General features: G+C 41.3%; 29 protein-coding genes. 1 reads left to right on the top strand and 28 read right to left on the bottom strand.

What is annotated here, in order from left to right; translation table 11 throughout:
• Positions 1-45: 45 nt before the first annotated feature.
• From FBF75_RS13045 to FBF75_RS12910, 28 genes are all read right to left on the bottom strand, one after another.
• Complete coding sequence (locus FBF75_RS13045) at positions 46-1146, bottom strand: Rap family tetratricopeptide repeat protein (protein WP_007501159.1); 1101 nt, start codon at positions 1144-1146, stop codon at positions 46-48.
• Positions 1147-1582: 436 nt separating this feature from the next.
• Positions 1583-2386 carry a sporulation transcription factor Spo0A gene (gene spo0A, locus FBF75_RS13040; protein ID WP_008342226.1) on the bottom strand — a complete coding sequence of 268 codons (804 nt, stop codon included), beginning with the start codon at positions 2384-2386 and terminating at the stop codon, positions 1583-1585.
• A 283-nt stretch (positions 2387-2669) separates the two neighbouring features.
• Positions 2670-3947, bottom strand: a complete 1278-nt coding sequence (gene spoIVB, locus FBF75_RS13035) for a SpoIVB peptidase (RefSeq protein ID WP_007501161.1) — start codon at positions 3945-3947, stop codon at positions 2670-2672.
• Between the two features lie 198 nt (positions 3948-4145).
• Positions 4146-5879 (bottom strand): DNA repair protein RecN, encoded by a 1734-nt coding sequence (gene recN, locus FBF75_RS13030; protein ID WP_136944820.1) that lies wholly within the window; start codon positions 5877-5879, stop codon positions 4146-4148.
• Between the two features lie 34 nt (positions 5880-5913).
• Positions 5914-6363 (bottom strand): transcriptional regulator AhrC/ArgR, encoded by a 450-nt coding sequence (gene ahrC / locus FBF75_RS13025; protein ID WP_007501163.1) that lies wholly within the window; start codon positions 6361-6363, stop codon positions 5914-5916.
• Positions 6364-6524: 161 nt separating this feature from the next.
• On the bottom strand, positions 6525-7379 hold the full coding sequence (locus FBF75_RS13020) for a TlyA family RNA methyltransferase (RefSeq protein WP_136944819.1): 855 nt from the start codon (positions 7377-7379) through the stop codon (positions 6525-6527).
• On the bottom strand, positions 7376-9277 hold the full coding sequence (gene dxs / locus FBF75_RS13015; protein ID WP_007501165.1) for a 1-deoxy-D-xylulose-5-phosphate synthase: 1902 nt from the start codon (positions 9275-9277) through the stop codon (positions 7376-7378). Before dxs ends, FBF75_RS13020 begins: the two co-directional genes overlap by 4 nt.
• 151 nt (positions 9278-9428) lie before the next feature.
• Entirely contained in the window at positions 9429-10325 is an 897-nt protein-coding gene (locus FBF75_RS13010) for a polyprenyl synthetase family protein (RefSeq protein WP_169476096.1), read from the bottom strand.
• Positions 10309-10569: an exodeoxyribonuclease VII small subunit gene (locus FBF75_RS13005; RefSeq protein ID WP_003215880.1), complete on the bottom strand. Its 261-nt coding sequence runs from the start codon at positions 10567-10569 to the stop codon at positions 10309-10311. Before FBF75_RS13005 ends, FBF75_RS13010 begins: the two co-directional genes overlap by 17 nt.
• On the bottom strand, positions 10553-11911 hold the full coding sequence (xseA, locus tag FBF75_RS13000) for an exodeoxyribonuclease VII large subunit (protein WP_024718864.1): 1359 nt from the start codon (positions 11909-11911) through the stop codon (positions 10553-10555). The genes FBF75_RS13005 and xseA overlap by 17 nt, the downstream gene beginning before the upstream one ends.
• Positions 11912-11981: 70 nt before the next feature.
• The gene (gene folD, locus FBF75_RS12995; protein WP_007501171.1) at positions 11982-12833 is read right to left on the bottom strand and encodes a bifunctional methylenetetrahydrofolate dehydrogenase/methenyltetrahydrofolate cyclohydrolase FolD; all 852 of its coding nucleotides are present in this window, start codon (positions 12831-12833) and stop codon (positions 11982-11984) included.
• 17 nt (positions 12834-12850) lie between these two features.
• Positions 12851-13240, bottom strand: coding sequence for a transcription antitermination factor NusB (gene nusB / locus FBF75_RS12990; RefSeq protein WP_017367578.1), 390 nt, complete (start codon positions 13238-13240; stop codon positions 12851-12853).
• A 209-nt stretch (positions 13241-13449) separates the two neighbouring features.
• Positions 13450-13857 carry an Asp23/Gls24 family envelope stress response protein gene (locus tag FBF75_RS12985; RefSeq protein ID WP_017357965.1) on the bottom strand — a complete coding sequence of 136 codons (408 nt, stop codon included), beginning with the start codon at positions 13855-13857 and terminating at the stop codon, positions 13450-13452.
• 25 nt (positions 13858-13882) lie between these two features.
• Positions 13883-15232, bottom strand: a complete 1350-nt coding sequence (accC, locus tag FBF75_RS12980) for an acetyl-CoA carboxylase biotin carboxylase subunit (RefSeq protein ID WP_008342217.1) — start codon at positions 15230-15232, stop codon at positions 13883-13885.
• A gap of 11 nt (positions 15233-15243) precedes the next feature.
• On the bottom strand, positions 15244-15726 hold the full coding sequence (gene accB, locus FBF75_RS12975) for an acetyl-CoA carboxylase biotin carboxyl carrier protein (RefSeq protein ID WP_008342216.1): 483 nt from the start codon (positions 15724-15726) through the stop codon (positions 15244-15246).
• 194 nt (positions 15727-15920) lie between these two features.
• Complete coding sequence (locus tag FBF75_RS12970) at positions 15921-16553, bottom strand: SpoIIIAH-like family protein (RefSeq protein WP_024718861.1); 633 nt, start codon at positions 16551-16553, stop codon at positions 15921-15923.
• Positions 16553-17188, bottom strand: a complete 636-nt coding sequence (gene spoIIIAG / locus FBF75_RS12965) for a stage III sporulation protein AG (RefSeq protein WP_370539206.1) — start codon at positions 17186-17188, stop codon at positions 16553-16555. Before spoIIIAG ends, FBF75_RS12970 begins: the two co-directional genes overlap by 1 nt.
• A gap of 28 nt (positions 17189-17216) precedes the next feature.
• Positions 17217-17849, bottom strand: a complete 633-nt coding sequence (gene spoIIIAF, locus FBF75_RS12960; RefSeq protein ID WP_007501185.1) for a stage III sporulation protein AF — start codon at positions 17847-17849, stop codon at positions 17217-17219.
• A 14-nt stretch (positions 17850-17863) separates the two neighbouring features.
• Complete coding sequence (gene spoIIIAE / locus FBF75_RS12955) at positions 17864-19057, bottom strand: stage III sporulation protein AE (protein ID WP_017357967.1); 1194 nt, start codon at positions 19055-19057, stop codon at positions 17864-17866.
• A gap of 19 nt (positions 19058-19076) precedes the next feature.
• Positions 19077-19490 carry a stage III sporulation protein AD gene (gene spoIIIAD, locus FBF75_RS12950; protein ID WP_087978339.1) on the bottom strand — a complete coding sequence of 138 codons (414 nt, stop codon included), beginning with the start codon at positions 19488-19490 and terminating at the stop codon, positions 19077-19079.
• Positions 19487-19693 (bottom strand): stage III sporulation protein AC, encoded by a 207-nt coding sequence (gene spoIIIAC / locus FBF75_RS12945; RefSeq protein WP_003153142.1) that lies wholly within the window; start codon positions 19691-19693, stop codon positions 19487-19489. The genes spoIIIAD and spoIIIAC overlap by 4 nt, the downstream gene beginning before the upstream one ends.
• A gap of 19 nt (positions 19694-19712) precedes the next feature.
• Positions 19713-20228 carry a stage III sporulation protein SpoIIIAB gene (gene spoIIIAB, locus FBF75_RS12940; RefSeq protein ID WP_035702800.1) on the bottom strand — a complete coding sequence of 172 codons (516 nt, stop codon included), beginning with the start codon at positions 20226-20228 and terminating at the stop codon, positions 19713-19715.
• Positions 20222-21145, bottom strand: a complete 924-nt coding sequence (gene spoIIIAA / locus FBF75_RS12935) for a stage III sporulation protein AA (protein ID WP_035390790.1) — start codon at positions 21143-21145, stop codon at positions 20222-20224. The genes spoIIIAB and spoIIIAA overlap by 7 nt, the downstream gene beginning before the upstream one ends.
• A gap of 66 nt (positions 21146-21211) precedes the next feature.
• Positions 21212-21493: a YqhV family protein gene (locus FBF75_RS12930; RefSeq protein WP_008342211.1), complete on the bottom strand. Its 282-nt coding sequence runs from the start codon at positions 21491-21493 to the stop codon at positions 21212-21214.
• Positions 21494-21866: 373 nt separating this feature from the next.
• Positions 21867-22424: an elongation factor P gene (gene efp / locus FBF75_RS12925; RefSeq protein ID WP_007501192.1), complete on the bottom strand. Its 558-nt coding sequence runs from the start codon at positions 22422-22424 to the stop codon at positions 21867-21869.
• A 25-nt stretch (positions 22425-22449) separates the two neighbouring features.
• Positions 22450-23511, bottom strand: a complete 1062-nt coding sequence (locus FBF75_RS12920; protein ID WP_007501193.1) for a M24 family metallopeptidase — start codon at positions 23509-23511, stop codon at positions 22450-22452.
• Positions 23508-23951, bottom strand: a complete 444-nt coding sequence (gene aroQ, locus FBF75_RS12915) for a type II 3-dehydroquinate dehydratase (RefSeq protein WP_007501195.1) — start codon at positions 23949-23951, stop codon at positions 23508-23510. The genes FBF75_RS12920 and aroQ overlap by 4 nt, the downstream gene beginning before the upstream one ends.
• Before the next feature lie 109 nt (positions 23952-24060).
• Positions 24061-24588: a YqhR family membrane protein gene (locus FBF75_RS12910; protein WP_136944818.1), complete on the bottom strand. Its 528-nt coding sequence runs from the start codon at positions 24586-24588 to the stop codon at positions 24061-24063.
• Positions 24589-24809: 221 nt separating this feature from the next.
• On the opposite strand from FBF75_RS12910, the gene FBF75_RS12905 reads away from it, so the two are divergent.
• Positions 24810-25766, top strand: a complete 957-nt coding sequence (locus tag FBF75_RS12905) for a DUF1385 domain-containing protein (RefSeq protein ID WP_046527015.1) — start codon at positions 24810-24812, stop codon at positions 25764-25766.
• Positions 25767-25801: the final 35 nt, after the last annotated feature.

Genomic DNA, 25801 nt, shown 5'->3' with positions numbered 1-25801 from the left:
CAACTGCGACTGCTGTAACGATTGTTACACCTAACAACAACTTTTTCATAAGATAACCTCCACTTTCTTTTGAAGTATTTGTGCATCGAATTTCTTTTCAAGAAAACGAATGGCATTTTGATAATCATTTCGTTCCTTGAAGTATTTCGATATTTGTTCAGACAAATCCTCAAGCTCCACATATAATCTATTTTTTTCTATGTAGTCTAATTTTTCAGAGAATACGTCTGCTGCTCCACTATTTTCGCACATCAAATCCAAAATTTCAAATTTTACTATATATTCATTATTTTGGATATCGCAGCTATATTGAATCCCCTCTTTAATATATTCTTTTGCCTCATGATCCCCTAAATGAACTAAGGCATTTGCGAGAACATATAAAGATTGGATGAAATAATGGCTATTGTCGCGATGAATTTGAATGCTCATCCCTTTTTTAGCGTATTGTGCGCTTTTTTCATAATCATGTTTTGCGTAATAAAGAACCGCTAAATTGTGATAGCACTTCCCAATCAGCACTTCATTGTTAATGCGCTTACTTTTCTCAAGTGCCTCTTGGTACTTTTCCTCAGCTTCATCAAACTGTAGTAAATCAATACAGTTGCTTGCATGTAAAATCAAGCTGTCAATCGCCTGTGCGGTATATTCCTCATGCGCTTTAAACGTATCAATGGCTTTTTTAATATGATTAATGGAAATGAAATTTTGCTTCAGTTCGTAATAAATGGAAGCGACTTTATGATGAAAAGTTCCGACTTCAAGATCTTCATTCACACGTTTTAGACGCTGCTCAGCAATCTTATAAAAACTAATCGCCTCATCATATTTTTTGACATAGGCAGCATATTGGCCTTTATAAAAGTAAAAATAAAAATTAATAATGTCATCTGCTTTTTCATCCAGCGTTCCGACACTTTTCATAATCTGATTGGCTTTTTCAATATTTCCAAGTAACATTTCATGTCTGCCGTCGACTAGCTGATAATAAAGAAGAACTTCTCGATCCTCATCTGTATTTTTTAGCAAATTCTGAATTTTCTCTTTATAGACAGCAGATTTTTCTAGGTCATTCTGAGAAATGACCCTCGTCCACTTGCTAATTTCGTTCGCAACCTCAGCAGAGTGGATTTTCAGCTTTCCCATAACCTCACCCTCTTCTTTTCATTATTATAGCATAGTAAAAGAATGTGAAAATTATTAAATTCGACAATGGGAATATTCAGTTCAAATGGCACAATCTCTAAGAAGCCAGTGACTTTAAAACGCCAACCAATCAGGTCAATAGAAATAGAACTTTCGATCTCATTTACTTTATTTACTAATTACATAAGACCTTTTCCTCTCATCCTTTTTCTTACGAATGAGCGTTTTCTTCTTCTATAAGCCAATTGATTAGCGTAGCTGATTACCACTATTTTATGTCCTATTCATTTCTTTCATGCTTTATTTTTCATTTTATTCTGAAAATAAAGCAGCCCGTTTGTCCAATTTAAACATTAAAGATGATTTTATCAATATAACCATTTTTTGGCAATAAAAAAACGCCTCATTGAAGAAACGTTTTTTTATGGAAGGTGACTTAGCTTGCTCTATGCTCTAAACGCAGACGATCAGCCACCATGGCAATAAATTCGGAATTGGTCGGTTTGGCTTTTGACATGCTGACTGTGTAGCCAAAGAGTGACGAAATGGAGTCAATATTCCCTCTACTCCAAGCCACTTCAATGGCATGGCGAATCGCTCGTTCTACCCTGCTGGCTGTCGTGTTAAATTTCTTTGCAATGTCTGGGTACAATACTTTTGTAATACTGCCGAGTAGTTCAATATCATTGTACACCATCGAAATGGCTTCTCTTAAGTATAAATAACCTTTAATATGAGCTGGCACGCCAATCTCATGAATAATCGTCGTAATGCTCGCATCTAAGTTCTTACGTTTCGGTTCAGGTTTGCTGCGAAGGACACTGTTTTGGATAGATGAAGATCGATGGCTGACTTGTGTGCCGTTTCCACTGACTTGACGAATATGACCTACGAGGTTTTCCATATCGAATGGTTTCAAAATGAAATAGGATGCGCCCAAATCGACTGCTTTTTTCGTTACGTCTTCTTGTCCGAAAGCCGTCAGCATAATGACACTTGGCTGTTTGGTCATTTCATTGTTTTCACGGAGGCGTTCCAGTACAGCAAGACCGTCTAAATGAGGCATGATAATATCTAAGAGGAGAACGTCGGGCTCTTTATCTTTAAATAATGTCAGACATTCCTGACCATTATACGCCACGCCAAGTACTTCCATATCTTCCTGTCCCTCAATATACTCTGTCAAAAGGCCAACAAGTTCTCGATTGTCATCAGCTACACACACTTTAATTTTCTCCACGTTCTTTCCTCCCCAATGTCGATTCCTTAGTCTTTTGCATTTCTCTTCTGAGTGTTCAATTCGACAAAACCATGCTATCCCCTTTAAAAAAGTTTAATTTTCCGAATAATAGAGCATTATCTAGCTTTTTCTACGTTTTTCTTAATGAATCGACGATTATTGCAATTTGACAACACACTGTTTTCCATTTTGTCGAAAAATCTCTTTTTCCTTATTTTATAACATGATGGAAGAGAAAGAAAGGGTAGAAAAAAACTGCCGGAAGATTCGCGGCAGTTTTTCATCAGCTTGCTTTTTTGTTTTTTTGATAAAGGTCAATTCCTGCTTCTGACAGCATCCATTCAATGTGTACGCCGTATCCGCTTGTCGGGTCATTGACGAACACGTGAGTGACCGCTCCAATGACTTTGCCATTTTGGATGATCGGACTACCGCTCATTCCTTGAACGATCCCGCCCGTTTTGCTTAATAAGCGCTCATCCGTTACTTTAAGCACCATTCCTTTTGTTGCCGGGAATTTTTGTGGTGTTGTGCTGACGATTTTAATATCAAATTTCTCTACTTTATCATGGTCCACAACCGTTAATATTTCGGCTGGACCTTCTTTTACTTCATTTGATAATGCGACTGGAAGTGGTTTGTCTGCTACATGATTTTCAAGTTTTTCGGTTAACGTACCAAATATACCGAATGGACTGTTACGTGAAATATCACCTATCGTTTTTCTTTCGGAAGAAAACCTGGCCAATTTTTCTCCAGGGTTGCCTCCTGTCCCTTTTTCAATGGATGTGACAGTTGATCTGACAATTTCACCATTGTCGACCACGATTGGTTTTTTTGTATCCATGTCAGAAATCACATGCCCAAGGGCGCCATATTTTTTAGAAGATGGTTCAAAGAAGGTCATCGTCCCGATTCCTGCTGCGGAATCACGAATATAAAGACCGATTCGATAAGTACCTTCACTTGCATCTTTCGCGGGTGTTAGTGTCGTTTGAAAGGTTTTATGGTCTCTTTTTATGAGTAAATGAAGGGTTTCCCCCGTTTTTCCGGCTTTCTGAATAAATGGGGTGAGGTCATTCATCTTCTCCATTTTCTGACCATTGATCTCAATGATCATATCCCCTGATTGAATGCCTGCAGCTTCACCTGGTGATTTTTTGCCGTCTGCTGTTGTGATTTGATGAAAACCGACAACGAGAACTCCGACAGAATGGAGTTTGACGCCAATGGATTGTCCTCCAGGAATGACTTTTAATTCGGGAAGAACATCGACTTTTGTTTTCTTAATAGGAAATCCTTTAAAATCATAAACAATTTCGGCTTTTCCCGCCTTTTGTCCCGTTACTTCAAGTTGATTCTTTTTCTCTGAAAGACTAAAGGCTGGCGAAGAAGCATTGGCTGACGCTTCAATGGATGTATCAATCGAATGCTTCTCGTGTTCAAATACTGCGACAGTTGTTGGAATGCTGATATATTCCTTCACTATGCTCATAAACCCTGTACTTATTAAAGAAACAAGGAGAATCACACCAATGGCTTTTCTCATCTTTTCGGGCATTCATTTTTCACTCTCCTCGCTCCTTACCCACACCAGAACATTAATGTTTTGGCTACATCTTTACTTTTGCCTTCTTAGCGAGGATTTATAACCGACACCTTTAGAAAATGATTGGATAAATTGATAAAAGAAAAAGACGATTTCATGCGTATATACGGCGAATATGAGACAATATAAAAAAGGCAGCTGTTGTTTCAGCTACCCTGTCGTTTTGACATCATTTGCTTGGTGCAGTAATTCTTTTGCATGCTGTTTTGTGAGCTCAGTGACTTCTACACCAGCAATCATTCGGCCAATTTCACTCACTTTTTCATCATCACTTAGTGGTTTGACGTTCGTCATTGTTCTACCAGCTTTAGCGCGTTTAGAAATAAAAAGATGTGTATCAGCCATTGCTGCTACTTGCGGCAGATGGGTAATACAGAGTACTTGTGAACCTGCTGCTACTTTATAAATTTTTTCAGCAATGGCTTGTGCGACTCTGCCGCTAACGCCCGTATCCACTTCATCAAATATAATGGACGTCACTTCTTGTTTCGCTGAGAAAATACTTTTCACTGCCAGCATGACACGTGAAATTTCTCCTCCAGATGCTACTTTTGACAAAGATTTCATTGGTTCACCCGGATTTGTAGAAATGACAAATTGCGCTTGATCTATGCCATTTCTCCCGAGCTGTACGGGTTTTCCATCTAAAAGCGGGCAGTCCGTACTGCCAAAAGGTGCATATCGAATCGTAAAAGCGGTATCAAAAGAAGACTTCTCCATATATAAATCCTTCAATTCAGCTTGAATGTGCTTCGCCAGTTTTTTCGCCCATTTTTTACGGAGCTCTGACACGTTAAGCGCTTCAAGCAATGCATCCCGGCTTATCGCATCAAGTTTGTTTTTAAGTGTCTGCAAATGGCTGTCTCGATTTTGGATTTGGTCTATCTCCTCTTCAATCTTAGCCGCATATTCTAAAATTTCCTCAACGGTTGTGCCGTATTTTCGCTTCAGCTGCTTCATCTCATTTAGTCTAGACTCAATAAAATCAAGACGGGCTGGGTCAAATTCTAATTGATCAAGCATGCTGCGCATTTGAAAAGTAGAATCTTCTAATAAATAATAGGAGTTTGACACTTGCTCAGAGAGTGTTTTCAGATCGTCGTTGATCTCAGAAACTTGCTCAAGCTCGCTTGAAGCCATCCCAACCCAATCAAGTCCTCCCTGCTCATTACGCAGAGCATTATATGCGTTTTGAAGTGAGGAAAAGATTTTTTCAAAATTGCTAATTTGATGACGTTCCTCTTGAAGCTTCTCATCTTCCCCAGGCTCTAATTGTGCCGCTTCAATCTCTTCCAGCTGAAATTGCAATAAGTCTAACCGGTGAACCATTTCCTGTTCATTTTCAGACAGCTGTTTGAGTTTTTGCGCCGTCTTCATATATTGATCATACGCTTCTTGATACTGCGAGAGAGCAGGTGCAATTTCTTCTGCTCCAAATTGATCAAGCAAATGTAAATGATTTTCATCTTCCATTAACAGCTGATTATCGTGCTGTCCATGTATATCAAGCAAAAGCCGGCCAACTTCTCTTAAAAGCGAGATGGTGACAAGCTTACCATTAATGCGGCAAATGCTTTTCCCGCTTTGATTGATATCACGGCGAAGAATCATCATTTCATCAGATGCATCAATTCCTTGCTCCTCGCAAAGAGCAAATACAGGATGATCTGCTGGTACAAGAAAAAGACCTTCCAGCTCTGCTTTTTTTTCACCATAACGGACAAATTCGGATGATCCTCTTCCCCCTACGAGAAGTGAGACAGCGTCAATCATGATTGATTTTCCGGCACCTGTTTCCCCTGTTAGAACTGTGAGTCCTTTTTCAAACGAAACCGTTAACTCCTCAATGATTGCAAAGTTTTTAATGGTTAGTTCTGCTAACACTCATTTGACACCTCTTTTTGTAAACCTGATCTCTTTATAGAAGTTCTAAAATTTTAGACGAAACGGTATCCGTATCATCTGGCGTGCGGCAAATGATTAAGATGGTATCATCCCCACAAATGGTTCCCATAATTTCTTCCCAATCTAAATTATCCATTAAAGCACCGATGGCTTGAGCGTTCCCAGGCATTGTTTTTAGAACGATTAAATGACTGGCAGCATCCATTTTAATAAATGCGTCCATTAAGGAACGCTTTAATTTTGATAGCGGGTTAAACCGCTGATCTGCAGGAAGGCTGTATTTATATGTTCCGTTATTTGTTGGCACTTTGACTAAATGCAGTTCTTTGATATCTCTTGATACGGTCGCCTGTGTGATGTTATATCCATCCGCTTTCAAAATATCGACTAATTCGTCTTGTGTTTCGATTTCTTGGCTTGCGATAATTTCTCTAATCTTAATATGTCTTTGACCTTTGTTCATTTTGACCCCCCTAGGCGTTAGAATCTCAGTTTGTCTTTACGTTCTATGTTATATGATGCACACTTCAAAAAACAAGCATTACGTGAGAAACGGTCAATTCTGATCTTTTGACCATGTAAAAAGGAATAATAGCGAGCTATTATTCCTTTTGTTTCAATAATTCATGTGTCAGCCGGCTCAGGACTGTTTTTCTTTTCTTTCAATACGGCATGGGCTTCTTTGACGACTTTTTCAAGTTCAGATACTGAAAGTGCCGTATTCTCTTCTTGATCGGGATGCAGGACCAAGTGGAGGAGAAATTCGATATTTCCATCTCCGCCTGTAATGGGTGAAAAAGAAACATCCTTTACATCATAGCCTTCTTTTGCAGCAAATTGATTCATTTCTTCTAGCACACCAAGATGTACAGAAGGTTCTCGCACAATGCCTTTTTTTCCAACAAGCTCTCTGCCCGCTTCAAACTGCGGCTTTACTAGCGCAATACAGTCGCCGCCTGGGATAAGAATATGCTTTAATGCGGGAAGAATGAGTTTGAGCGAGATAAATGATACATCAATAGATGCAACCTCTGGCAATCCTTCGGTGAAATCTGCCGGAACAGAATGGCGGAAGTTGGTGCGTTCCATGACGATCACCCGATCATCCTGTCGTAATTTCCACGCAAGCTGATTGTAGCCAACATCCACAGCATAGGATTTGACTGCCCCATTTTGGAGTGCGCAATCTGTAAATCCCCCTGTTGATGAGCCGATATCAATTAAAAGCTTTCCTTCAACGGTTAAATCAAATTCTTGAAGTGCCTTTTCGAGCTTTAGCCCACCTCGACTGACATATTTCAGCGGATTCCCCTTCACAGTCAGCGGGGTATCACGAGCGATTTTTTCTCCTGGCTTATCCAAACGGTTTTCATTTGAATAAACGATCCCTGCCATAATGGCGCGTTTTGCTTTCTCTCTCGTTTCCATTAGTCCTTGTTCGACTAATAAAACGTCAAGTCGTTCTTTCTTTGATGTCATGATCCAATTCCTTTTCTTGGTGCTGCGGGAAGCAGGTCACGTAACGTTTCAGCAACCTGCGTTTTCGTCAGTCCAATTTCCTCAAGTAGCGCATCGACACTTCCATGCTCAATAAATTCATCTGGAATGCCCATACGTTCTACTTTTATATGAGACGCTTTTTTGTCGTGAATATATTCTAATACGCTGCTGCCAAATCCACCTTGAAGCACCGCTTCTTCTATTGTTAAAATTGGCAAACCTTCAGACAGTATCTCATTTAACATGCCTTCATCAAGAGGCTTAATGAAACGTGCATTGACAACACGGATTGATTTACCTTCTTTTTGCAGTTCTTCTGCTGCCTGCAGCGCCATTTTAATGGTTGTACCGAATGTTAAAATGACAGCATCTTTCCCGGGACGAAGAACTTCCCAAGAACCAATTGGGATGGTTTTCAGCTGTTCATCCATTTTGACGCCTAGTCCATTTCCACGCGGGAAGCGCATGGCGATTGGACCATCATCATATTGAATGGCTGTGTTGACCATATGCTGTCCTTCATTTTCATCCTTTGGCATCATGAGAACCATATTCGGCATATGACGCATGAAAGCAATGTCAAACACACCTTGATGTGTTTCTCCATCTGCACCGACAAGACCTGCACGGTCAATTCCAATGAACACATTGAGATTTTGACGGCAAATATCATGCAGCACTTGATCATAGGCTCTTTGAAGGAACGTTGAATAAATCGCTAAAAATGGCTTCATGTCCTGTGTAGCAAGTCCAGCAGCCATTGTTGCAGCGTGCTGCTCTGCAATTCCAACATCAAACATTCGCTCAGGGAATTCTTTTGCAAACCCTTCAAGCTTTGAGCCAACAGGCATTGCAGGTGTAATTGCGACAATCCGCTCATCTTCCCTTGCCAGCTTTCTAACGGTTTCACTGACGAGACCACTCCATGACGGTGCAGCTGCTGTCGGTTTTACAAAGTCACCTGTGTCGATTTTGTATGGGCCTGTTCCGTGCCATGTGCCGATCTTATCAGATTCGGCCGGCTTATAGCCTTTTCCTTTTTTCGTGATGACATGAAGGAGAACCGGGCCTTTTGTTTTCTTTGCGTACTCAAGATTCTCAAACAAATCTTCATAGGAATGTCCATCTACTGGTCCTAAGTAAGTAAAGCCCATTTCCTCAAAGAACATACCAGAGACAAGCAAATATTTCAGACTGTCCTTGATACGTTCTGCTGTTGCAGCAAGCTTCCCTCCTACTGCTGGGATACGCTTGAATAAGTATTCAAGCTCGTCCTTTACCCATTGGTATTTACCAGCTGTACGTAGTCTGCCAAGCATTGTATGGATCGCCCCAACGTTTGGCGCAATACTCATTTCATTGTCGTTTAAGATCACAATCATGTCTTTTTTTTCATCCCCGATATGGTTCAGTGCTTCTAACGCCATACCGCCGGTTAGTGCACCATCGCCGATAATCGGGAGAATGTATTCATCTGTTCCTTTAATATCACGCGCTGCCGCCATTCCCATTGCACCAGATAATGAGGTTGAACTGTGTCCAGTCTCCCAAACATCATGTTCACTTTCATTTCGTTTAGGGAACCCGCAGAGCCCTTTATACTGACGAAGTGTATCAAACTCGGCGCCTCTTCCAGTTAACAGCTTGTGAACGTAAGACTGATGTCCAACATCCCAAAGAAATTTGTCTTTCGGGCTGTCAAATACTTTGTGAAGTGCAACAGTAAGTTCAACGACACCAAGGTTTGGACCAATGTGCCCACCAGAGTTCGCTAATGACTCAATTAAAAACGTGCGAATGTCCGCACTCAGCTCCTCTAATTCTGCATTTGACATTCCTTTTAGAAACGTTGGATTTTTTATTGATAAAAGATCCAATCAGGATCAACTCGCTTTCAACAAAATTTCTATCTACATATATAATGCCTTATTCCTATGAAAACCAATTCAGGAATAAGAGTTGTCTCATCATGATAAACTGTTTACAGTTTACCACAATTGCTCGAGGACCCTCAAATCTAGGCTGTTTTTAGTGATCTCGTGAGGCAATCAGATCGCATAAATCATGCAGCAAGTTTTGCTCCAACTCAAGATTTGAGACAATTTCTTTCGCACGAGTGATATGTTCATCCAGCTTTTCTTTTGCTCCTGAAAGCGTTAATAAAGAAGGATATGTCGACTTTTCATTTGCTGTATCGGAGCCGATCCGCTTTCCTATTTTCTCTTCGCTGCCTTCAAGATCTAAAATATCATCACGGATTTGAAAAGCAATGCCAATATGATAGCTGAATTCTCTCAGCTTTTCGATCTCATCATCAGATGCACCTGCCAGTATCGCACCTGCAACCACACTAAAGGTGAGTAGCTTTCCTGTTTTGCGGGCATGAATCGATTCTAATTCAGAAAGAGGGATTTGTTTCTGTTCTGCTTCCATATCATCAAATTGCCCGCCAACCATTCCGAGTGCACCTGCTGATGTAACAAGTTCATCGATGATTCTAAGCTTTTGATCAGCAGGTACATCGTCAGATAATTGCGATGTAATCAGACGGAAGCTTTCAGTGAGCAGCGCATCACCTGCAAGAACGGCTGTTGCCTCGCCGTATACTTTATGGTTGGTCGGCTTTCCTCGGCGCAGATCATCATCGTCCATACAAGGAAGATCATCGTGTATCAAGGAATATGTATGAATCATTTCCACTGCACAGCCTACTGGTATACCCTCTTCTTCCCTTTTTCCATACGCATTTAAAAGAGCAAGAACAAGCACAGGACGCAGTCTTTTTCCGCCAGCTTTCAGAGAATAAAGCATAGAAGATTTCAGCTCTTCTGGAATAGACAATTCCTGCACATATGTAAATAAATAGTCTTCAATTGCTTGTTTTCGTGTTGTTAAAAATTCGTTTAAGTTACTTGTCACCAGCATCTGCCTCCTTCACAGAAAAAGGAGCCAGTTCACCGTCCTCTTTTAAAATGAAATCCATTTGCTTTTCAACATGCTGTAATTTTTCATGGCAAAGTTTTGAGAGCGTCATACCCTCTTGGAAATAGTGGATAGCTTGTTCTAGCGGTACATCGCCTTCTTCGAGCTTTCCCACAATCTCTTCAAGTCCTTTCATGGCCTCTTCAAATGTCATTTGTTCTTCTTTTTGTTTATTTGATTCTGTCATGATGATTGCCCTCCTTCTCAATAACCTCACAAATCAGACGTCCATCCTTCATTGTAATCGTCAGTTGATCCTTCGTTTCTACTTGATTCACACTTTTAATGAGCTCATCTTCTTTATAAGCTAAACTATAGCCTCTTTCCATGACTTGAAGCGGATTTAATGCATTTAGTTTACCAAGAACCGATTGGAACTGCGAATGAATTGTTTTCATTTGCACATTCATGCTCCGAACGAGCTGTTCTGTTTCATTGGCGTGACGTTTTTTCGCCTGAAGCAGCTGCTCTTTTGGATGAAGCGGCTTCAGTCTATATGTTTGGCGGTCAAGTTGACTGCGTTTTTGTTCCATTTGTCTTGTCAGCTGTTTTTGAAAACGATCAAATACCATATCGAATTGCTGCTCTTTTTGCTCTTGTAATCGTTTTGGAAATCGGAAAGCATAAGAGGATTGAAGTGCCACAAGACGGTCTTTTGCTTGTGACGTTCGATTTTTCACTGCTCTTGTTAACCGAATGTCGATTGATTTGATTCGTTCAATTAGATCAGCGGTGCTTGGAACAGCTAGTTCTGCTGCTCCTGTTGGTGTGGGTGCTCTCATGTCTGCAGTGAAATCACTAATGGTAAAGTCTGTTTCGTGCCCAACTGCAGAAATGATTGGAATGTCTGATGCGAAGATCGCTCTTGCGACTGCTTCTTCATTAAAGGCCCAAAGTTCTTCAATCGATCCTCCGCCTCTCCCGACAATCAAGACATCACAAAGCTGTTTTTCATTGGCTTCTTTAATCCGTTCCACAATCGAACGCGGAGCATTTTCTCCTTGGACTAATGCCGGAAGCACAATGATCTTGGCCTGCTGATAGCGCCGATTGATCGTGGTAATGACATCTCGAACAGCTGCTCCTGTTGGGGATGTAATGACACCAACAACCTCTGGATATTCAGGAATTGTTTTTTTATAGCGCTCATCAAATAAGCCTTCACTTGCTAGTTTCTTCTTCAGCTCTTCATAGGCAAGATGAAGAGCACCAACACCATCAGGCTGCATTTCTTTTGCATATAATTGATAGCTTCCGCTCGGTTCGTAGACTTGAATTCCGCCACGTACGAACACTTTCATTCCGCTCTTTGGTGAAAAAGGTAGCTTGGACGCGGAGCGCTGGAACATAACAGCTTGCATACGTGCATTTTCGTCCTTTAAGGTGAAATAAACATGACCTCTTGAATGAATCTTCACATTCGATAACTCACCTTTGATCCAAATATCTTCTAAATGAGGGTCAACATCAAATTTTCTTTTTATGTATTTTGTAAGGGCTGTGACCGTCACAAAGGCTTTTTCACTCATGACGTATTCCTCCTCTTCAAAAACGCACATTCATCCACCGGCAGCACGCAGGTGGATGAATGGATCAAGCTTATGATAATGTACGTTTTGCTGATTTAACCGTATTGTGTGCAAGCATCGTAATTGTCATTGGACCCACTCCGCCAGGGACTGGTGTGATGTAAGAAGCTTTTTCTTTTGCTGCTTCAAAGTCAACGTCCCCTACAAGTTTCCCTGTTTCTAGACGATTGACTCCTACATCAATGACAATAGCGCCTTCTTTAATTTGGTCAGCTTTAATAAAGTTTGCTCGACCGACGGCAACAACTAAAATGTCCGCTTTTAACGTATGTTCTGAAATGTTCGCCGTTCTTGAATGACAGTAGGTGACGGTTGCATTTTCGTTTAATAGCAATTGTCCAACTGGTTTGCCGACGATATTGCTTCGTCCTACAACGACCACTTCTTTGCCAGAGAGATCCACACCTGTTTTGTTCAATAATTCAACAATACCTGCTGGTGTGCAAGGGAGGAATGTGTCTTCCCCAAGTAGCATTTTCCCGATATTCAGCGGATGAAAACCATCTACGTCTTTCTCTGGTGAAATTCGTTCAATGACGGCTTTTTCAGAAATATGTTTTGGCAGTGGAAGCTGAACAAGAATTCCGTGGAATTGATCATTTGCATTGTACTGATCAATCATCTTTAGCAATTCCTCTTCTGTTAAAGAAGCATCTAAATGATCAAGCTGGAAATGCATGCCCATGGCTTCTGCTGCTTTTTTCTTCCCGCGTACGTAAGAAAGTGAAGCCGGATCATCACCGATTAGAATAACGGCAAGACCAGGTGTGACTCCTTTTTGTTTTAGCTCTTCTACTTCTTTTGCTAATTGTTCACGCTTTTCTTTTGCTGTTTCTTTCCCATCGATGATTGTTGCTGTCATGTCGAATCCTCCTATTGCTACTTTAGGTCGTTTTTAATGTTTGAAAGTACACCATTTACAAATTTCGGCGCCTTATCGTCACCGAACAATTTAGCCAGTTCAATGGCTTCATTCATTGAAACACTCACCGGGATATCTTCTTGATATACCATTTCGTACACAGACAGCCTTAAAATGGCTCTGTCTACGTTCGCAATACGATCAAGTTTCCAATTCACAAGATGCTGTGAAATCATGTCATCGAGCTTGTCCTTTTGTTCGAGCACACCGAAAACCAGTTCCTCGAAAAAAGGATCTGATTCTTGTTCATCCAGCGCATGTGTAATGGCCTCTTTCGGATCAATATTGCTGACATCAATTTGAAATAATGTTTGTAGCGCCTTTTCTCTTGCAGTTCTTCTTTTCATTATTTACTCCTTTAACCACTTTATCCGCTTGTCGTTAAGCCATACAGAGATCATAACATATTTTGACCGCTGTCGCACCAAGATCCATGCGAGCTGTGACGAAAAACGAATCACTCCATGCGTGAGGCAATCATCATGTGGAATTTTCCCAAAAATGGGCTTTAAAAAACCAAAGAGGCAATGCCTCCTTGGTTTCACTTCAACCCTTTTTACATTTCTTGATCAACTTCAGCTTCAGCTGTTTTTGTATCAAATTGAATGCCGACGACATGAATGTTGATTTCATTAATCGTTAAGGCCGTCATGTTTAAAAGGGTTTGACGGATATTTTCTTGAACAGCAGTGGATACCTTTGGAATGGATAGGCCAAATTCAACCACACAATACACATCAATTGTGATGCCTTCATCAGAGACATCTACTTTCACACCTTTACGGTGATTTTTCTTCCCAAAGCGTTCTGCCACATCAGCAGCGAAGTTCCCGCGCATTTCCGCAATTCCTTCGACCTCTGATGCAGCGATCCCAGCAATGACTTCAATCACTTCTGGCGCAATTTGCACTTTTCCCAATTGATCTTCATCAAGGTTCATTTCAAGCAAATTGTTTTCTGACACGATCATTCACCTCCGAAAGCTGTTATTATTTCATAATTTGATACGTTTCTAAAAACTTCGTATTAAAATTACCGCTCACAAATGTTTCGTGCTCTAGTAATCTGAGGTGGAATGGAATCGTTGTGTAGACTCCTTCAATGACGAATTCTTGAAGCGCACGTTTCATTCTTGCTATTGCTTCTTCTCTCGTTTTACCATATGTGATCACTTTCGCAATCATACTATCGTAATATGGCGGAATCACATAACCAGGATAAGCGGCAGAATCAATACGTACTCCTAAACCGCCTGGCGGAAGGTACATTTTAATTTCACCAGCAGAAGGCATGAAGTTTTTCTCAGGGTTCTCTGCATTAATACGACATTCAATCGCCCAGCCTTCGTATACGACATCCTCTTGCGTAAGGGAAAGCTTTTCACCTGAAGCTACTTTGATCTGTTCTTTGATCAAATCAACACCAGTGACCATTTCCGTTACAGGATGCTCTACTTGGATACGTGTATTCATTTCCATGAAGTAAAACTTCTCTTCATTATAATCGTAAATGAATTCAACCGTTCCGGCACCTGTGTATTCAACAGCTTCGGCTGCTTTTACGGCAGCTTCACCCATTTGCTCACGAATATCTGCATTTAGTGCAGGTGATGGCGTTTCTTCCAGAAGCTTTTGCATTCTTCTTTGGATAGAACAATCACGTTCACCTAAGTGAATGGTATTCCCATGCTGATCAGCAAGGACTTGAATTTCAACGTGTCTAAAGTCTTCAATGAATTTCTCCAAATAGACACCTGGGTTCCCGAAGTTTTGTGCTGCTTCCTGCTGCGTAATGGTGACACCGTTAATGAGCTCTTCTTCTGTGCGAGCCACACGGATACCTTTACCACCGCCGCCTGCAGTTGCTTTAATAATGACAGGATACCCAATACCAGCTGCTGTTGAAACAGCATCATCAAGATCTTTTACAATTCCTTGAGAACCAGGGACAATTGGAACTCCAGCTTGCTTCATTGTTTCTCTTGCCACATCTTTCGTTCCCATTTTGGAAATTGCTGACGCAGTTGGTCCAACAAAGATGACATTACATTCCTCGCAAAGCTCTGCAAAGTCTGCATTTTCAGCAAGGAAACCATATCCTGGATGAATGGCATCTGTACCTGTTAGTTTTGCCACACTGACAATATTTGTCACATTTAAATAACTATCTTTTGAAGCAGTCGGTCCGATGCAATATGCTTCATCAGCCATTTGAACATGCAGCGCATCACGATCCGCTTCAGAAAATACCGCAACTGTTTCAATTCCAAGCTCTTTACAAGCACGGATGATTCTAACTGCGATTTCTCCTCTGTTTGCAATTAATAGCTTTTTAATCATGATCGTACTCCTTACTCTGCTTTCACTAGAAAGAGGGGTTGTCCGAATTCTACAAGCTGACCGTTTTCAGCTAATACTTCGACGATTTCGCCTTTTACTTCTGCTTCGATTTCATTAAACAGTTTCATCGCTTCAACGATACATACAACTGAGTTTTCCTTCACTTTAGAACCTGTTGTCACATATGGATCTGCTTCTGGTGAAGAAGAAGCGTAAAATGTGCCAACCATTGGGGATGTGATTTTATGCAGGTTTTCAGACGCGGCTTTCTCTTGTGCAGGGGCTTCGGTCTGAGCTGGAGCTTGTGCTTTAGGAGCTTGTTGAGCTGGAGCTGCTTGGACAGGAGCCACTGGTGCTTGTGCCGCAACTTGCTGAACGACTTCTTTATTTTTCTTTAACTTGATTTTTGCACCTTCGTTTTCGTACGTAAATTCATCAATTGTTGATTCGTCAATTAATTTAATTAGTTCATGAATCTCTTCAATTTTTAACATGGATTTGCACCCCTATGTATGGATTTATCTTTTTTTATAGGCTAGTACTAAAAGTACATACTATAACCATCTTACAGGAGGATTTCGTTGAATTCAACTATTAATGTGATGAGACACCTCGCGCAAGCACCTGAAAAAGGGCGTCAACCCGCATGAAAAAACGCCCTTTTCAGAAAAGGGCGCTTGTGCATTTTTTATTGATTCGATGGCTCAAAAGTGACGGCTACGTTATCAAGCCCTCTCATTTCTTTTGTGACCAAATCAATAATATCTGCTGCTTGGGACTTTGATTTTTTATCAGAACGAACCGTGATGTTTACTTTATCTCCTTCTGCACTGACGAGCGCATCTTTATATCCTTTTGTTTTGATTAATGTCTCCAGCTGACGCTCTGTTCCTTCTGCCTCACTAAGTGCTGTCATTTGATCATAAGCTTCACTTTTCTCTTGCGCTGTTGCATCATCGCTAGACACGATTTCGTTATACTCTTCACGCTGCTTGCTGCGCTTATCTTCCAGTTCAAGTCTGTAGGTTGTGAAAAGTTCATCGTCGGTCTGCTCTGAAACAGCCTTTCCTTCTTCTCCACTTGTTTCAACATCTTCTTGTTTCGCATTGGTTTCTTTGTCAGTTGATTTCTCTTCTGCGTTCTTTTCGGTTCCTTTGTCAGTCCCTTTTTCTGGCTCAGCCTTTTTCTCTTCCATTCCTTTTGATTTTGTATCTTCTACTGTCACAGCATTCTCACCTTGTGGAGACATGATATAGTACACACTTAATACGACAACTAAACTTAGCATCGTTAATAGCCAAACCGTTTGTTTTTTTAACATCATTCCGAATCCTCCTTGATTTTTTTAGGGGCAACAGCCACTCTATGGCTCGGTACATCAAGCACTCGTGTAACCGCTTCAATGATGGTTTTCTTTATTTGAACGTTGTCTACTCCTTGAGCAACAACGAGGACACCTCGAATGTCTGGCTTTTTCGTTTGGACAACAACAGGTGTTTCTTCATTGCCATTTTTAATAATGACAATCTCTTCTTCTTTTGTTTGATCCGTGACACTTCGCACGCCGCCTTCTTTGTCTGTTTCCTCGGTCGTAGTGCTTTTATTGGATTTGTTTTTTTCAAACACTTTTAAAGAAGTTGCGTCTACATTTACCACAATGGATACATCCTCAACACCAATGATCGTTTCTAAAATCTCTTTTAGCTGATTTTCGTATTCTTGTTCAACATCCTCTATCGAGTTGTTTGACTTACCTGAAGAGGATGGTTTGAACACCGCCTGCTCTTCTGAGGATGTTTTTTTAGACGCAGGAACAGCAGCCTCTTGTTTGCTTGATGGCGGTGACAGAATCTGACTGACTAACATGAATGACACGCCGATGATGAAGACAAGCAGTAAGTAATGGTGCTTCGTTAATTTTGGTTTCCCTTCACCTTTTTCAGGTGCTTGGAACATTGATTTCAGTTTTTGTCTCCAGTCTTTGTTATTCATGATCTGCTGCGTCACCTCCCTCAATGTTCAGCGCAATGTGTTCAGGCCGTGTATTCCATACATCTGCAAGCGTCTCTTTCACCCTCGCCATCTCTTTTGCTGACGCCCCGGCGCTTTCCTCCTTTTGCCTGGAGAGATCAATGTCGACCTTTGCCACCGTTTCTACAGCATCACCTGTGAGCGGGACAAGGACTGCTTTGATGCGAAATTGATCTGCCTCCATATTCTGATCAAGGTGCTCCTCATCTGCCAACACTTCTACGTGTTTCATTTCATAGCTCTCCTTCTCCAGTGGCTCCTTTGCGCTTTTTTCTAGTTGGACAGCCATTTGCTTTAAAATATATGCACGCTGTGAAGCTTGTATTTCTTTTTTTTCTAAATTCATCTGATTTTTTATTTCTTCTGATTGCGCTTGGTCCTTCCCTTTCATGATTTCTGAGAAAATTTGGTCAGGATCTGCCCGGAATAACGCAAAGATCGGATTGAGCATCACCACAATTAACAGTAAGCTGACGACCATTTTTGCATACTTCTGCATGCTTGAATTGGGAAGCAAAAGATCAATCACAATCGCAAATAAAATAAATAGAATAATACTTGTGATCCATTCTGTGAGAAAACTCAAATGGTGTCCCCTCCTTACTTCATCATCATGGTGAGGTTGCCAGCTGTGATGATAACGGTAATGCTTAAAAAGAACATAAGCGATACAACAGCTAATGCAGCAAATATATAAAGAACACTTTTTGAAATGACATCAAGGCAGCTAATAATCGGCCCGCCCCCTAAAGGCTGAAGAATCGCAGCGGCCAATTTATAAATCAGAGCGAGCGACAGCACTTTAATCGCTGGGAAAGCCGCAATTGAAATCAAAATGGCGACGCCTACAAGGCCAACCGTATTTTTCAGCAGCACAGAGGCGCTGATAACGGTATCTGTCGCATCAGTAAACATTCTGCCAAGGACAGGGATGAAATTTCCGGTAATAAACTTGGCTGTGCGAAGAGCGATGCCATCCGTGATAGCAGCAGATGCCCCCTGTACAGAAATGACGCCGAGGAATACAGTTAAAAAAACAGCGAGCCCGCCAATGGCGACATTTCTTAACAGCTGGGCAAGCTGGGTCACTTTGTATTGTTCGGTCAGCGTACTGACAATGCTCAATATCGCTGATAAAAAAATAAGCGGAAGAACGACATATTGAATAAAAACACCGCTCGTGTTCATTAAAAACAAAATCACAGGATGAAAGAATCCGGCTGAGACAAGCCCGCCTGATGAGGCAATAAGTGCTAATAAAAGAGGAATAAGAGCAAGAATAAAACTAGTCATCGTTTGAATGGCTTCTGTTGCATAAGAGATCGCAACATGAAAACTGTTTAATGCAATAATGATAAGCACCATATAAACAAGAGCGTATGCAACTTTACTAACAGTGCTTTGCTCAAACGCATTTTGCAAAAGCTGCAAAAGCGAACAAAAGATGGTGAGTAATATAAGTGTACCTAAGAGCTTTCCATTGGCAATCAGCTCATGAAACAGATAATGAACAAAAGCCTTCAGCCACGTTTGGGGAGACAGCTCTTTATCGCCATCGATCATTTCCTTCACTGTACCTTTTTGGCTTTCAGGCAGAAAGCCGCCATACTCGTCCAATATCGTTTCCCAAAAGTCACTGATAGAATGAAGCTCTAAGGCATCAGCCTGTCCACCCGCAACTTCTTCTGCGACCGGTTCTTCACTTGATAAAGGCACACTTTCTTCTGCACCTGCATACGGAACAATCATCCAAAAGAACATCATAAACCCTAGCACAGCTGTCACCCGTTTCATCATCATCACCTCTTTTCCATCAAGTCATGGACGGGATCATACCTAGGATCGTCTCAATGATGACCGTTAAAATCGGTACCGCCATGACCAAAATAAGAATTTTGCCGCCAAGCTCTATTTTTGAAGCGATGGCGCCTTGTCCCGCATCCTTTGTGAGCTGGGCACCAAATTCTGCAATATAGGCAATGCCAATGATTTTCAAAATGGTTTCCACGTATTTCATATTGACGCCTGCACTTGCTGCAATTTTTTCAATCATGGAGATAATGGCATAGATTTGATCGATTAAATAAAGGAAAATGACACACCCAGTAAACACAACAAGCATAAAGGCGAAGGTTGGCTTTTGTTCTTTGACGATTAATGCTAGAAAAGTAGCGATTAAACCAAGTCCAACAATTTGAATAATTTCGATTTGTAAGCCCTCCCCTATCCTTGAAATAGAAATACGGCTTTAATTTTCTTAAACAAATCATCCACAATGGTAGCAACCATAAATAAAATGTAGATAAATCCAAGCAGTGTCACCCACTGTGCGTACTCTTTTTTCCCCATTTGATCTAAAATCGTATGGAGAAAAGCCACGACGATACCCACTCCCGCAATTTGGAAAATGACGTTTACATCAACGCCCATGCTCTCGACTCCCTTCCTCTCACATCAATAACAGAATCAGTAGTAAACCACTTAGAAAACCAAGACTTCTCACCATTTTTTCATTTTTTACTTGGGCAACTTCAGCTTCTTTCTCCTCTGATTCCAAATGGCCTAAAGCTAGCTTGATATATTTTTGTTGAGCCGTCACATCATGCTGACCAAGGGTTTCTCCAAAGTGCTTCAGCGCCTCATATTCGCCTTTTTTTAATACGGTTTTTTTCCATACATCCTCTAGACTTTCATTCCATGCATGCCTCGCAGAAAAGGTTCCGACATTGAGTTTTTCTGCAAATTGTTCAAATAGCCCATTCACAGGCGGTCCTACTTGGGACGCAATTTGGTCAGCGGCTCTAGCTAAAGGTGTTTGACCATACATAATTTCAGCTTCAAGAGATTGGAGTGCAAACCGGAGCTGGCGGATTTGCTTTGGCCGATCACTGTACCGCTTCGCAAACTCGAATCCTCCCCATGTCGTAGCCGCAACAATGAAAATAGCACCAATAAGCTTTAACATACGTCCACTCCCCGCCTCCTCTTCAGCTCTTGTCCCTCTTGGTCAAATATCCGTCCGATTGTGCCAGGCCCTTTTTCTCTATTTAATTCCACATATCGATCAAACACACGAAGCTGCCATAACGGTTCAAATGATGGCCGTTTAGATAAGTCTTCAAGAGAATACCCATGAGCTGAGACGATAATGGTGACTCCAGCATGGATTGCTTCTAGCAGTGCCTGTACATCTTCACTTTTTCCGATTTCATCGACAATGATGACTTCTGGGCTCATGGACCTGATCATCATCATTAACCCTTCAGCCTTTGGGCACGCATCAAGTACATCAATCCGGTGTCCAAAAGAATGCTGCGGCACTCCTCTTATACAACCTGCGATTTCAGATCGTTCATCTACAATCCCTGTTTTTCTAGGAGAAATGGTTGTTGTTCCTGTACTGACAAGACGTGCTAGATCACGCAGCAATGTCGTTTTCCCGGTTTGCGGCGGACCTATAATCAGTGTGTTACACCAATGTTTTTCATATAAATAAGGGAGAAACGGCAGAGCAATTCCGATCTTCTCTTTTGCGATGCGAATATTAAATGAAGAAATATCTCTTAAGCCTTTGACGAATCCATTTTCGACGATGACCTTTCCAGCAAGCCCAACCCGATGTCCGCCAGATATGGTGATATAGCCCTGTTTTAACTCTTCCTCAAGTGTGTACATGCTGTAATTACTGAGCCTGCCTAATAGCTGAGCCGCCTCTTCACCTGTTGTATGATAGGAAAGAAAGCGTGGTTTTCCACCTTGCATCAGCTCAATCGGGCGATCGGTGCGAATGCGGATTTCTTCTATTTGCGCCCACTCTGCTTCTTTTAACATGCTGAGTTCTTGTCCAATTGAGTGCGGGAGAATATCCAACAAACTCCGCAACGAATTCCCCTCCTTTTTTTCTTCTCTAAAATGTATGATGTATGCCGTTAATTATGCCAAGCCATTTCACTTATAAATTCCAACAAGAATAAATACGACACCAATGAAAATAAACACAAGCTTCGCATAGGATAACTGCCCTGCAATTTGATAGATTCCAATCGTCATCGTGATAATAAAAATGAGCGGCCCGATGATCGCTAATATACTATTGATGACAACCGCTTTACGCACATCATTAGTCACTAAAATGAGGATGGCGGCCGTCAGTTCAATCGAGGCAGATAAAAACCTCATCCCTGCCATGGCAGCAACTGATGGGTGTATACCCGGGAGAAATTGTTTCATATAGAACCTCCAGCTTTTTTTACACTATATGCTTCACTAGCTAGAAGTAGTCTTGTTTTTCAAAAGGAAGAGAGATGGATGAGAGAATAGAGTAAGGGGTGTCATAACGAGACGTCCTATTTTTCAAATAAAAAAAGACTGTAAACACGAGGTTTACAGTCTCAGATAGTTGACAAAGGGCTAAAATGAACTTGATTTTAGCCCTTTGTCTTCTTTTCAGCGTGATAGAAAACCTTTGCAGTCTAGGAAGGACGAGTACTGGCGCGGAGCGAATTTGACATTCGTGAGCACCAGCGCGCAGGACTGACAAAGAATGCGAGGGTTTGCCTACACGCTGAGACTGTAAACACGAGGTTTACAGTCTCTCTGTTCATTACGCTCTTGAAACGTATGAACCGTCAGATGTATTGATCACTAGTTTATCACCTTGGTTCACAAAGAAAGGAACGTTCACGATTAAACCAGTTTCTGTTTTTGCAGGTTTTGATCCACCTGATGTCGTATCACCTTTAATACCAGGCTCTGTTTCTACTACTTCTAGTTCTACAGTGTTTGGAAGTTCTACTCCAAGTGTTTCATCACCGTACATGACGATTTGAACCGACATATTTTCAAGCAAATATTTCAGCTCATCTTTGATTTGCGCTTCGCTTAGTTCAAGTTGTTCGTATGAACTTGTATCCATGAATACATGCTGATCGCCATTTGCATATAAATATTGCATTGTTTTTGTTTCAATTTGCGCTTTCGCTACTTTTTCACCTGCACGGAATGTTTTCTCTTGAATCGCACCTGTACGCAGGTTACGCAGTTTCGAACGGACAAACGCTGCGCCTTTTCCTGGTTTTACGTGTTGGAAATCCACTACACGCCAAATACCGCCGTCCACTTCAATTGTCAGGCCTGTACGAAAATCGTTTACTGAAATCATTTTGTCATCCTCCTACATTTCACCATCATAATATGATAAGTTCTTTCGGTGAGTGGGTCAATCGTTTATTGCCGTCAGCTGTCAGGACAATATCATCCTCAATTCTCACGCCGCCGACATCCGGCAAGTAAATGCCTGGTTCAACTGTCACAACCATTCCCTCTTCTAACACGACATCTGAGCGCGAGGAAAGGCCAGGTGCTTCATGTACTTCCATACCAAGACCATGTCCAGTCGAATGCCCGAAGTATTGACCGTAGCCATACTTTTCAATGATGTCTCGTGTGATGCGATCAGCTTCTTTTCCTGTTAAGCCTGGCTTGATTTTATCCACACCAGCGTTTTCTGCTTCTAATACGATATGATAAATTTCCTTTAATTTGTCGCTTGGTGTTCCTACAGCAATGGTTCTTGTCATGTCTGAACAATAGCCTTTATAATAGGCACCGAAATCCAGTGTCACCAAGTCGCCAGATTCAATCACCTTTTCGCTCGCTCTCCCGTGTGGCAGGCTTGAACGAACGCCAGAGGCAACAATCATATCGAATGAAGATCCTTCTGCCCCTTCTTTTCTCATGAAAAATTCAAGCTCGTTCATGACCGCAATTTCTGTCAGGCCCGGCTTGATGTACGTGAGAATATGATCAAAGGCATGATCTGCAATCTTCGCAGCTTCCTCTAATATCTTAATCTCTTCATTAGACTTAATCAAGCGCAACTTTTCAACTGATTCTGAGACTGGAACAAGCTCGATACCGCTTGCTTTCCCCGAGTACTGCTGGTAGGTGGCAAATGTCATATGGTTTTGTTCAAAACCAAGACGTTTCACCCCAAATTCGTTTGCCGTTTGGACAGCAGTTTCCACAATGTTTCCTTTATGTTCAATGATGTCATAGCCCTTTACTTGATCCTTTGCTTGCTCCGTGTAACGAAAATCCGTAATAAAGGCGGCTCGATCCTTTGAAACGATGGCAAGACCGGCTGATCCAGTAAAACTCGTCATATAATGTAAATTAAAGCTGCTCGTAATCACTAAACCATCTATGTCTAATTCGGCTAAAAGTTTTCTTAGTTTTTCAAGTTTCATGATACTGCTCCCCCTTCACTGACTAAATAACGAATCGCCAATTTATATCCTTCTAAACCAAGTCCAACGATTTGACCTTGACATACTGGAGCAAGAACCGAATGATGGCGGAATTCCTCTCTCTTATGAACATTTGTGATATGTACTTCGATGACAGGTAACGTAATACTTGCAATGGCATCTCTCAGTGCATAGCTATAGTGGGTAAAAGCACCCGGGTTAAACACGACGCCATCGTACTGATCTTCTGCTTCATGGAGCGCATCGACCAAATCTCCCTCGTGATTCGATTGAAAGAACGTCAATTGAATATTTGCTCTTTCTGCAAACTGAAACAAATCCGTTTCTAAATCTGTTAATGTTTTACTTCCATAAACTCCTGGCTCTCTCTTGCCGAGCCTATTTAAGTTGGGCCCATTCAGCACTAGAAAATGAGGCATATGACCACTCCTTCACCCTAATTCACTCTATATCGATGTCTGTTTCTTTTTCCTTAGAAACCTTTCGTTTCCAAAAATAATTTTATCATATGAAAGGTGGATTTACACTTTATTCTGTCTTTTTCCCGAGTGCTCTTGCAAGCTTCTGACTCGTTAATTCATTGTATTCAAATGAAATACTGTATCCGACAAACATGCCATATAAAATATATAGGCAAAATGTCGTCACAATGGTGCTTTGCTGCAAATCTTGCACTTGCTTCACATCGGGGAATATAGGATTAAATACATAAAAAACAAGCAGCCACAAAATCCCTCCATAAATCAGTCCCATCCAAAAACCTTTGATCCGTTTGAGCAGTCCATAATAAATAAAGGCTGCCCCAATAGATAAAATCCCTAAAAGAACAATACTCATAAATGTACCAAGTCCGCCTTTTTTCCATTCACCAAGCACAAATGGCTGCAACAGCATATTTGGACTCACCTCTGAAAAATGAAACACATGGGTCAGAAATCCGATAAAGCCCCAAAAAACTCCGCCGACAAAACCTGTGGCTGCTGCCCTTGCCACCATTGAAGACATTTGTACTGATTGATTTTTTTCTTCTTGGTTTTTCTTTTCATCACGTTTCATATGAACACCTCCAGCAAGTAGTATGTCCAAAATGTCATGAAAAAAAAGGATTTCCGTGCGAGAGTGTAAAATTTTTATAACAGGGTATACTGGCTAAAAAGAGGTAGATAGAATTCTAGTAGATAATCGACCTGTGAGCTAGTGATTTCCCCTCTTTTCCTGTACAATAAAGGTATAAGGAAATGCATGTAAATTACAGGAAACAGGCAGGTTGATGAAATATGTCCAATCAAACAAAACCTCCAGCATATGGAGGGCAGGCAGTTGTGGAAGGTGTCATGTTCGGAGGTAAAATGAACTATGTGACAGCGATTCGGCGTAAGGATGAGTCGATTGAGTTTTTAAAGCTTCCCCGGACCTCCAATAAACGAACCGCCTTTCTTAAGAAAATCCCTTTTGTCAGGGGTGTTGCTGCACTTGTTGAAGCAAGCGCAAACGGCAGTAAGCACTTAAACTTCTCCAGCGAGCGCTATGACTTAGATCCTTCTGAAGATCATTCTCTTGAAAAAGAACAAAAAAGCTCGAAATTATCAATGATCTTCGGCATTGCTGTGATCGGAGTTCTCTCTCTTCTTTTTAGTAAATTTGTCTTTACTTTAGTGCCTGTCTTTTTAGCTGAACTTGTGCGTCCGGTGTTTTCTGGAAACTTCGCACAAATTGCAGTGGAAACATTCTTTAAATTGATCCTGTTATTAGGCTATATTTACTTTATTTCCATGACCCCTTTAATTAAAAGGGTATTTCAATATCATGGGGCAGAACATAAAGTCATAAACTGCTATGAACAGAATCTTGACATCACAGTGGAAAATGTCCAAAGCCAATCTCGCCTGCATTATCGATGCGGCAGCAGCTTTATTTTATTCACTGTCATTGTCGGCATGTTCGTCTATTTACTCGTACCGACAGATCCTTTATGGGTGAGAGTTCTGAATCGCTTGGCGCTTATTCCGGTTGTTCTGGGCATTTCATTTGAAGTGCTTCAGCTCACAAACAAACTCCGTGACGTGCCAGTGCTTAAAGTGCTTGGCTATCCTGGCCTTTGGCTGCAATTGCTCACAACAAAAGAACCCTCTGATGATCAAGTCGAGGTAGCCATTGCAAGTTTTAATGAACTTCTTCGTTTAGAGGAAGCATCTGCGAAACAAGCATCAGATTCTTCTCATCAAGTGATCTAGTTTATAAATCCGGTAAATTCTTTCGGAGGTGGACA

The sequence above is a fragment of the Bacillus sp. S2(2019) genome, from assembly GCF_005144805.1.
GTDB lineage: Bacteria > Bacillota > Bacilli > Bacillales > Bacillaceae > Bacillus > Bacillus altitudinis.
The sequence above is the reverse complement of the archived record's forward strand: the minus strand, read 5'-3'. Positions and strand labels throughout refer to the sequence as shown.

What these genes read in the sequence shown, in the direction of transcription:
- FBF75_RS13045 (WP_007501159.1), bottom strand. Translation starts at nt 1,146, where the DNA reads ATGGGAAAGCTGAAAATCCACTCTGCTGAGGTTGCGAACGAAATTAGC.
- spoIVB (WP_007501161.1), bottom strand. Translation starts at nt 3,947, where the DNA reads ATGCCCGAAAAGATGAGAAAAGCCATTGGTGTGATTCTCCTTGTTTCT.
- ahrC (WP_007501163.1), bottom strand. Translation starts at nt 6,363, where the DNA reads ATGAACAAAGGTCAAAGACATATTAAGATTAGAGAAATTATCGCAAGC.
- FBF75_RS13020 (WP_136944819.1), bottom strand. Translation starts at nt 7,379, where the DNA reads ATGACATCAAAGAAAGAACGACTTGACGTTTTATTAGTCGAACAAGGA.
- FBF75_RS13010 (WP_169476096.1), bottom strand. Translation starts at nt 10,325, where the DNA reads ATGCTGGTGACAAGTAACTTAAACGAATTTTTAACAACACGAAAACAA.
- FBF75_RS13005 (WP_003215880.1), bottom strand. Translation starts at nt 10,569, where the DNA reads ATGACAGAATCAAATAAACAAAAAGAAGAACAAATGACATTTGAAGAG.
- xseA (WP_024718864.1), bottom strand. Translation starts at nt 11,911, where the DNA reads ATGAGTGAAAAAGCCTTTGTGACGGTCACAGCCCTTACAAAATACATA.
- folD (WP_007501171.1), bottom strand. Translation starts at nt 12,833, where the DNA reads ATGACAGCAACAATCATCGATGGGAAAGAAACAGCAAAAGAAAAGCGT.
- nusB (WP_017367578.1), bottom strand. Translation starts at nt 13,240, where the DNA reads ATGAAAAGAAGAACTGCAAGAGAAAAGGCGCTACAAACATTATTTCAA.
- accC (WP_008342217.1), bottom strand. Translation starts at nt 15,232, where the DNA reads ATGATTAAAAAGCTATTAATTGCAAACAGAGGAGAAATCGCAGTTAGA.
- accB (WP_008342216.1), bottom strand. Translation starts at nt 15,726, where the DNA reads ATGTTAAAAATTGAAGAGATTCATGAACTAATTAAATTAATTGACGAA.
- FBF75_RS12970 (WP_024718861.1), bottom strand. Translation starts at nt 16,553, where the DNA reads ATGTTAAAAAAACAAACGGTTTGGCTATTAACGATGCTAAGTTTAGTT.
- spoIIIAG (WP_370539206.1), bottom strand. Translation starts at nt 17,188, where the DNA reads ATGTTCCAAGCACCTGAAAAAGGTGAAGGGAAACCAAAATTAACGAAG.
- spoIIIAE (WP_017357967.1), bottom strand. Translation starts at nt 19,057, where the DNA reads ATGAAACGGGTGACAGCTGTGCTAGGGTTTATGATGTTCTTTTGGATG.
- spoIIIAC (WP_003153142.1), bottom strand. Translation starts at nt 19,693, where the DNA reads ATGGGCGTTGATGTAAACGTCATTTTCCAAATTGCGGGAGTGGGTATC.
- spoIIIAB (WP_035702800.1), bottom strand. Translation starts at nt 20,228, where the DNA reads ATGTTAAAGCTTATTGGTGCTATTTTCATTGTTGCGGCTACGACATGG.
- FBF75_RS12930 (WP_008342211.1), bottom strand. Translation starts at nt 21,493, where the DNA reads ATGAAACAATTTCTCCCGGGTATACACCCATCAGTTGCTGCCATGGCA.
- efp (WP_007501192.1), bottom strand. Translation starts at nt 22,424, where the DNA reads ATGATTTCAGTAAACGATTTTCGTACAGGCCTGACAATTGAAGTGGAC.
- FBF75_RS12920 (WP_007501193.1), bottom strand. Translation starts at nt 23,511, where the DNA reads ATGAAACTTGAAAAACTAAGAAAACTTTTAGCCGAATTAGACATAGAT.
- aroQ (WP_007501195.1), bottom strand. Translation starts at nt 23,951, where the DNA reads ATGCCTCATTTTCTAGTGCTGAATGGGCCCAACTTAAATAGGCTCGGC.
- FBF75_RS12910 (WP_136944818.1), bottom strand. Translation starts at nt 24,588, where the DNA reads ATGAAACGTGATGAAAAGAAAAACCAAGAAGAAAAAAATCAATCAGTA.
- FBF75_RS12905 (WP_046527015.1), top strand. Translation starts at nt 24,810, where the DNA reads ATGTCCAATCAAACAAAACCTCCAGCATATGGAGGGCAGGCAGTTGTG.